The sequence below is a fragment of the Streptomyces sp. NPDC033229 genome (genome assembly GCF_055576875.1).
Genome location: NZ_JBVIQR010000040.1, coordinates 53179 through 59407 on the forward strand (window position 1 = coordinate 53179; position 6229 = coordinate 59407).

Here is a 6229-nt window from a genome sequence, read left to right on the forward strand (position 1 = left end):
CCGGTGCGGCGGGTCAGGCGGGCTGTCCGACGGCCGTCCGGTAGACGTCACGGACGGCGTTGAGGCCGTTGACCGCGGTCGGGACGCCCGCGTACACGGCCATCTGGAGGACCGTCTCGATGGCTTCCTCCTCGGTGCCGCCGGCCGCGAGCAGGGCGCGCAGGTGCGTCTCCAGCCGCGGTCGCAGGGGGGTTCCCAGTGCGGTGCAGGCGGCGATGGAGACGATCTCCCGGGTGCGGGCGTCGAGGCCGTCGCGCCCGGAGATGTCGCCGAGGGCGAACTCGATGAGGCAGCGGGCGAGGTCGGTGACCGGGCCCTGGGGGCCGGCGGTCTCCGTGGTGAGGCCGTCGAGGGCCTTCAGCAGGTGCAGTCCCCGCTCGTAGCGGTCGTCGGTCGCGGCGGATCCGGTGGGCTCGTCCCCGTCCGGCCGGGGTTCGGCTTCGAACACGGCGGCGGCGACCTTCAGGGCTTCGACGGTCGCGGGGAGACCGGCGTACGGGCAGAGGTGCATGACCGTCTCGACGATGTCCTGCCGGGTGCAGCCGACGTTGCGCGCTCCCCGTATGTGGAAGGAGAGCTGCGGGGCGGCGTTGCCCAGGGTCGTCAGCGCGGCGACGGTGACGAGCTGACGGGTGGGCGTCTCCAGGCCTGGCCGGGAGCAGATGTCGCCGAAGGCGTAGCCGACGATGATCTCGCCGAAGCCGGGGGCCACGTCGCTGAATCCGTCGAGGACTCCGGGCCGTTCGGCGCGCTCGATGCGGCGGATCGTCTCCAGACCGCGCTCCATGCGGTCGTCTGCGGCGGGGCCTGAGGAGTTCGTGGACATGGCCGTCAACTTTCGGTGTCGGGGGTCGGGGCTTCGATGCGGCGGGGTCGGGGAGCGGGGGCCGGGCGCGTAGCCCGGCCCCGTGGCCCCGTTCACACCCGTGGTCAGCCGGTGCGTCGGCTGAGCGCGGCGAATTCCGGGTTCGAGCCCAGCACGCCGCCCTCGGACCAGCGCTCGCGCGGGACCTCCCGGACATAGACCGTGATCTTGTCGAGGGGGGCGCCGGTGATCCGGTGCACGGTCGCGGTGAGCTCTTCCATCAGCTCACGGCACTGTTCGTCGTTGTCGGTCGGCCAGGTCGTCACGGAGACGATGGGCATGGTGGTTCCTCTTTCGGTAGGGCGGTGTTCGACAGGGCGGTGCTGATCACTTGGCGGTGGTGATCACTTGGCGGTGGTGACGAATTCCATGAAGCTCGGCCCCTGGAGCTTCAGTTGGGCGTGGATGTCCCCGCCGAGGCCGAACCAGCCGATCGCGCCGCCGTAGTTCTGCTGGTAGCTCATCCAGAGCACGATGACGTTGACGATGCGGTTGCCGCCGGTGCCGGGTGCCGGGAAGGGGTCCGGCAGTACGGCCCGGTAGCGGCCCTTGCCGTCCTGGTCGGTGACGAAGGCGTTGGGCACGCCCAGCGGGCCGGGCCGGGTGGGCCCGTCGGGGTCGAGGTCGTGCTCGCGCAGGGACATCACCGTGTAGAGGCTGTTGGGCAGCATGCCGGAGAAGTCGCAGGCGAACTCCGCGGCCGTGCCGCCGTCCACCAGCCGCACCTCCAGCTCACCGCGGGCCTCCGCCCACTTGCCGAGGGTGACCGGCTCGGTGACCTTGGGGCCGTCCTGGGCCCGCAGGTCCGGCACGGCGACCTGGTGGAAGGGGTAGCTGGGGCGGGTGACCAGGTGCGCGTCCGGGCACTGCTCGGGGGCGAACACCATGGGGTAGTTGTTGCACGGCAGCGGGAGCGGCAGCGTGTGCAGCACGATCCCGTTGTCCGCCGGGCTGAACTGCGCGGGGTGGTCGGGGAGTTCGCGCACGATCTCGTACGGCTGGTGCTCGCCGAACTTCGGCAGCGGGCTGCCGGCGGAGACGATCGCCGATCCCCAGGTCTGGGAGACCCCGCCCGCGCCGTTGTCGCGATTGATACGGCCGATGACGACGAAGTCACCGTTTCCGTCCATCACTTCGCTGGGCGGGTAGGCCGGTCCCTGGGTGGTGAGACTCAGTTGGAAGGTGCGTGACTGCGTCACCGTCTTCTCCTTCTCGAAGGTTCCAGGAGAGGTGTCGGGAAAGTGGTCAGGAGACGCGGGCGTAGATCTCGGTGAAGAGACCGCGCTCTCCGCCCGCGATGTAGCGGTCGCCGGCCTGGCGGACGATCTCCTGGTAGCGGGGGGAGGTGAAGACCGCGTTGTACTCGGCGGGGTCGCAGCTGAATCCGGAGACGAACATGACGCCGGGCTCGGTGCTCACGACGGAGTGGTAGGCCACGAACGCCTCGACCTCGTCGGAGGTGCGGACCACGTCGTAGATGGTCTCCTCGCGCCAGGCGCGGTACGCGGTGTGGACGCCGGGCGGCACCTCGATGTGGCGCATCTGCACATAGGGCGTCAGCGGCAGCGGCGTGTCGATGGGCTTGGGCGCGTCCACGAAGCCCAGCACCTGGCGACGGAAGTCGCCCTCGGCCAGCGGGCCGACGGTGTCCCAGAGCTTCGCCCAGTCCTCGCGCAGGGCGGGGAACTCCTCCCAGCCGGTGACCGGGGCGAGTTCGAGCAGCTTCGAGCCCTCCAGGCTGCGGAAGAGGGCGCGGCCGGTGAAGGACGAGGCGTCGTGGTGGGCCTTCCAGGCCTCGGCGGCGGCGTCAATCCGGTCGGGCTTGACGGACAGCTCGACGGCGGTGATCAGCGATGCGGACATGGTGGTGCTCCTCATGGTGAACAAAGGGGGGAACGAACGGAAAAGGAAGGAAAGTCGATGGGTGACCTGCGGGGCCGGCGGACGGCCGGGGCGGTCAGACGCCGCTGAGGGCTGCCATCGGGGACCGGAGCATGTGCTCGACGGCCTGGCGCGCCCGGCGGTCTTCCTTGGCTTCGATGAGCTCGGCGTCGAAGGCGGTGAACGCCACCTGGGTGAGGGAGGCCCGGCGGCCCGCCTGGTGGATGGAGATGTCGGCGGCGAATGACAGCCGCGCGGGGTCCTGGGTCTGCGCCTTGGTGACGCGGTACTCGATGGTGGAGCAGAGCGGGAAGAGGAAGTTCTCGAAGTCCGTGTTCATGGATTCGATGACGTAGTAGTAGCGGCGCTGCGGCCACTGGGCCGCGTAATAGCGCTCGGTGACGGCCAGGAACATCTGCCGGGACGCCTCGACGGCCACCATGCCCTGGACGTGCTGTCCGGTCTGGTGGTCGAGCAGCAGCTCGTTGTCGTTGTGCAGCCGCAGGCCGGCACCGTAGAGCACGTCGCTGACCTGGTAGAGATCCGCTATCAGGGCGTTGGCCACCATGCGTTTGTGCACCTCACCCGACCCACTGAGGGTGGATGGCTGGAGTCTGATCTGCACCCGCTCCTGCAGGCCCTGGTGGCGCAGCTCCTCGACGATCATGACGACGTCCGACTCGGCCACACCCTGGGCGCTCTCGATCAGGACCGGCGCACCCTGGGGGGCGTAGAAGCCGCCGCGGACACGGTCGAGTAACTGGGAGACGGTGAAGACGTTCTCCTGCACGGCGAAACCGATGAAACGGTCCCCTACCAGAACGACGCTGAGAAGGGTCTGGCTCATGACGAAGCTCCTCGGTGAGTACCGCCCTGCGGCATGGCTGTGCCCAGGCGGTGACGTGGAAGTGAGAGGTGCGCTGAGAGGTGCGAAAAGCGCGAAGAACGGCTGCGGCGGCATGGAACCGCGAAGGTCGCGGCACGCCCCCCGTGCTTCGTCGTGCTGTGTGCTGCCTGTGTTCTGCGGTGCTACCGGCGAGTCAGCCGGGCCGATGTCGAAGACACTAGGACATGTCCGGGAGCCGCGCAACCATCCAGTTGGTTTTCGCTAACCATCTAGTTGGTTGCGGACAACTATACGGTTGGTTGGAGTTCCTCTAGAGTGGCCGCATGAGCAAGGAAACTACCCCCGACACACCCACTCGCCTCCTGGAAGCAGCCCGTGCGGAGTTCGCCCAGTACGGCATCTCCGGAGCCCGAGTGGACCGCATCGCCGAACAGGCGGCGGCCAACAAGCAGCGTATCTACGCCTACTTCGGCAACAAGGACCAGCTCTTCGCCGCCGTGCTCGCCCAGGCCTACCGGGACCTGAGCGAGCAGGTGCCGGTGCCGACCACGAGGGAGGGAATCGAGGAGTACGTAGGCCACGTCTTCGACTACCACCGCCGCGACAACAGCCTCATCCGCCTGCTGGCCTGGGAGGGCCTGCACTACGGCAACAAGGAGATCCCCGGCGAGGCCGAACGGGAGGCGTACTACACGCTCAAGAGCGAGATCCTGAGCGAAACACTGCAGATCGGCTCCGCACGGAAGGCCGGGACCCTGCTGATGACCCTCATCGGCATCGCGTCCTGGCCCTTCGTCGTGGAGCAGCAGCGCCGGCTGATGACCGGACTGGCCCCGGACGACGAGGAGGGCTGGGACAAACTGCGTACGGTCCTGGTGGCCCACGGCCGCTCCGTCCTCACCACCGCCGCCCCCGCGGTCAGCCTGGAAGCCCACTGAAGATCCCGGCGGCCCACCGTGCGTACCACTCGGCGGCCCGGCGAGTACACGGCGTACCCGCCGGGCCGCCCCTCATATTCTTGACTGATCGTTCTTGATTCCCCTAGGGTTACTCCCGTGGCCAGGACCAAGGAATTCGACCCGGACGCCGCCCTGCAGTCAGCCGTGGAGCTGTTCTGGCGGCGCGGCTACGAAGCGACGTCGATGGCGGACCTCGTGGCGCACCTGGGCATCGCCCGGGCGAGCCTGTACGCCACCTTCGGCAGCAAGCGCGAGCTCTACACGAAGGCCATGGACCGCTACGCGGAGCAGCACACCCCCCACATCCTGGAGGAACTGTCCCAGCCGGGGCCGGCCCTGCCCGCCGTGCGGGGACTGATCGAGCGCTTCGCGGAGGAAGCAGCCCACGACGAGCTGCGGCGCGGCTGTTTCGTCACCAATACGGCCGTCGAACTCGGATCGCACGACCCGGACGCGGCCCGGCGGGTCGAGCAGAGCTGGCACAGCATGGAAGCGGCACTGACGTCGGCGCTGATGCGGGCCAGGGCCCAGGGGGAACTGACCGCCGGCCGGGACCCCGTCGCGCTCGCGCGGATGCTGCTGGTTCTCATGCAGGGCATGCGGGTGGTCGGCAAGGTCGACGCCGGCGCCGGCCTGCTGCGGGACGCCGCCGCGCAGGCGTTGTCACTGCTGGACTGAGCCCCTCCCCTCGAACACCGGAACACCCGAAGGCGCCATACGCCCTTGGGGTGCCTCGTCACACCTTGATTCAAGACCGATCGTTCTTTATAAACGTTCCACACAAGGAGTCGTCGTCATGACCGCACGCTTCACCGGTAGGACCGCCCTCGTCACCGGCGGCGGCACGGGAATCGGCCGGGCCATCGCCCTGGCCTTCGCCCGCGAGGGTGCCCGCGTCGTCGTCGCGGGCCGTCGGGCGGAGCCCCTGAAGGAGACCGTCTCCCTCATCGAGGCCGAGGGCGGCGAGGCCGCGGCGATCACCGCCGACGTCACCCGCTCCGAGGATGTCCAGGCCCTCGTCCGGCAGACCGTCGAGCGCTTCGGCGGCCTCGATGTGGCCGTCAACAACGTCGGGCTGTTCGTCCCGCCCGCCAAGCTCGCCGACATCCCCGAGGAGGACTGGCAGCGTGTCATCGCCACCAACCTCACCGGCGTCTATCTGTCGATGAAGTACGAGGTCGGCCACATGCGCGCGCACGGCGGCGGCGCCATCGTGAACATCTCGTCCAACCTCGACGCCCACCTGCGCAAGGAGAGCCTGGCCGCGTACGCGACCAGCAAGGCGGCCGTCTCGGCGCTGACCCGCAACGCCGCCCTGGACCACATCGGCGACGGGGTCCGGATCAACGCCGTCAGCCCCGGCCCCATCGAGACCTCGATGTCCTCCTACCCGGGCGAGTCCGCGGCGGACAAGGCCGAGCGGATGAGCCACGAGGTGCCCGTCGGCCGGGCGGGCACCCCCGACGAGGTCGCCGCCGCCGTGCTCTACCTGGCCGGTGACCAGGCCGGATACACGGTCGGCACCGAACTCGTCCTCGACGGCGGCGTCACGGCGTAGCGCCGTTGCCGCCTGCGGCGGCGAGCGCCCTGCGGGCGCGTCCTCAATCGCCGGACGGGCTGGTTGTTGGGGAGGTCGGGGACAAACAAAACAGACCGAGGAGGAGCACATACAAGAAG

General features: G+C 69.1%; 8 protein-coding genes. 3 read left to right on the plus strand and 5 right to left on the minus strand.

All coding sequences use genetic code 11. The annotated features are described in order from the left end of the window. Nucleotides 1–13: 13 nt before the first annotated feature. The 5 genes from ACZ53N_RS28725 to ACZ53N_RS28745 form a co-directional block, all read right to left on the minus strand. Nucleotides 14–826 carry a carboxymuconolactone decarboxylase family protein gene (locus ACZ53N_RS28725; protein ID WP_469143711.1) on the minus strand — a complete coding sequence of 271 codons (813 nt, stop codon included), beginning with the start codon at nt 824–826 and terminating at the stop codon, nt 14–16. A 104-nt stretch (nt 827–930) separates the two neighbouring features. Then, a complete protein-coding gene (locus ACZ53N_RS28730; protein ID WP_469143712.1) occupies nt 931–1146 on the minus strand; it encodes a tautomerase family protein in 216 nt (71 codons plus the stop codon). A 63-nt stretch (nt 1147–1209) separates the two neighbouring features. Further along, complete coding sequence (locus ACZ53N_RS28735) at nt 1210–2064, minus strand: hypothetical protein (RefSeq protein WP_469143713.1); 855 nt, start codon at nt 2062–2064, stop codon at nt 1210–1212. 46 nt (nt 2065–2110) lie between these two features. Beyond that, nucleotides 2111–2728: a hypothetical protein gene (locus tag ACZ53N_RS28740; protein ID WP_469143714.1), complete on the minus strand. Its 618-nt coding sequence runs from the start codon at nt 2726–2728 to the stop codon at nt 2111–2113. 94 nt (nt 2729–2822) lie between these two features. Then, nucleotides 2823–3593 carry an AfsA-related hotdog domain-containing protein gene (locus tag ACZ53N_RS28745; protein ID WP_469143715.1) on the minus strand — a complete coding sequence of 257 codons (771 nt, stop codon included), beginning with the start codon at nt 3591–3593 and terminating at the stop codon, nt 2823–2825. Nucleotides 3594–3916: 323 nt separating this feature from the next. On the opposite strand from ACZ53N_RS28745, the gene ACZ53N_RS28750 reads away from it, so the two are divergent. From ACZ53N_RS28750 to ACZ53N_RS28760, 3 genes are all read left to right on the plus strand, one after another. After that, entirely contained in the window at nt 3917–4531 is a 615-nt protein-coding gene (locus tag ACZ53N_RS28750; RefSeq protein WP_469143716.1) for a TetR/AcrR family transcriptional regulator, read from the plus strand. Between the two features lie 117 nt (nt 4532–4648). Continuing rightward, nucleotides 4649–5230, plus strand: a complete 582-nt coding sequence (locus tag ACZ53N_RS28755; RefSeq protein ID WP_469143717.1) for a TetR/AcrR family transcriptional regulator — start codon at nt 4649–4651, stop codon at nt 5228–5230. A 118-nt stretch (nt 5231–5348) separates the two neighbouring features. Continuing rightward, nucleotides 5349–6110 (plus strand): SDR family NAD(P)-dependent oxidoreductase, encoded by a 762-nt coding sequence (locus ACZ53N_RS28760; RefSeq protein WP_469143718.1) that lies wholly within the window; start codon nt 5349–5351, stop codon nt 6108–6110. The last annotated feature ends 119 nt before the right edge of the window (nt 6111–6229 follow it).

Bases quoted from the DNA above. Each gene is read 5' to 3' on its own strand.
- ACZ53N_RS28725 (WP_469143711.1), bottom strand. From the start codon at position 826: ATGTCCACGAACTCCTCAGGCCCCGCCGCAGACGACCGCATGGAGCGC.
- ACZ53N_RS28730 (WP_469143712.1), bottom strand. From the start codon at position 1,146: ATGCCCATCGTCTCCGTGACGACCTGGCCGACCGACAACGACGAACAG.
- ACZ53N_RS28740 (WP_469143714.1), bottom strand. From the start codon at position 2,728: ATGTCCGCATCGCTGATCACCGCCGTCGAGCTGTCCGTCAAGCCCGAC.
- ACZ53N_RS28760 (WP_469143718.1), top strand. From the start codon at position 5,349: ATGACCGCACGCTTCACCGGTAGGACCGCCCTCGTCACCGGCGGCGGC.
- ACZ53N_RS28750 (WP_469143716.1), top strand. From the start codon at position 3,917: ATGAGCAAGGAAACTACCCCCGACACACCCACTCGCCTCCTGGAAGCA.
- ACZ53N_RS28745 (WP_469143715.1), bottom strand. From the start codon at position 3,593: ATGAGCCAGACCCTTCTCAGCGTCGTTCTGGTAGGGGACCGTTTCATC.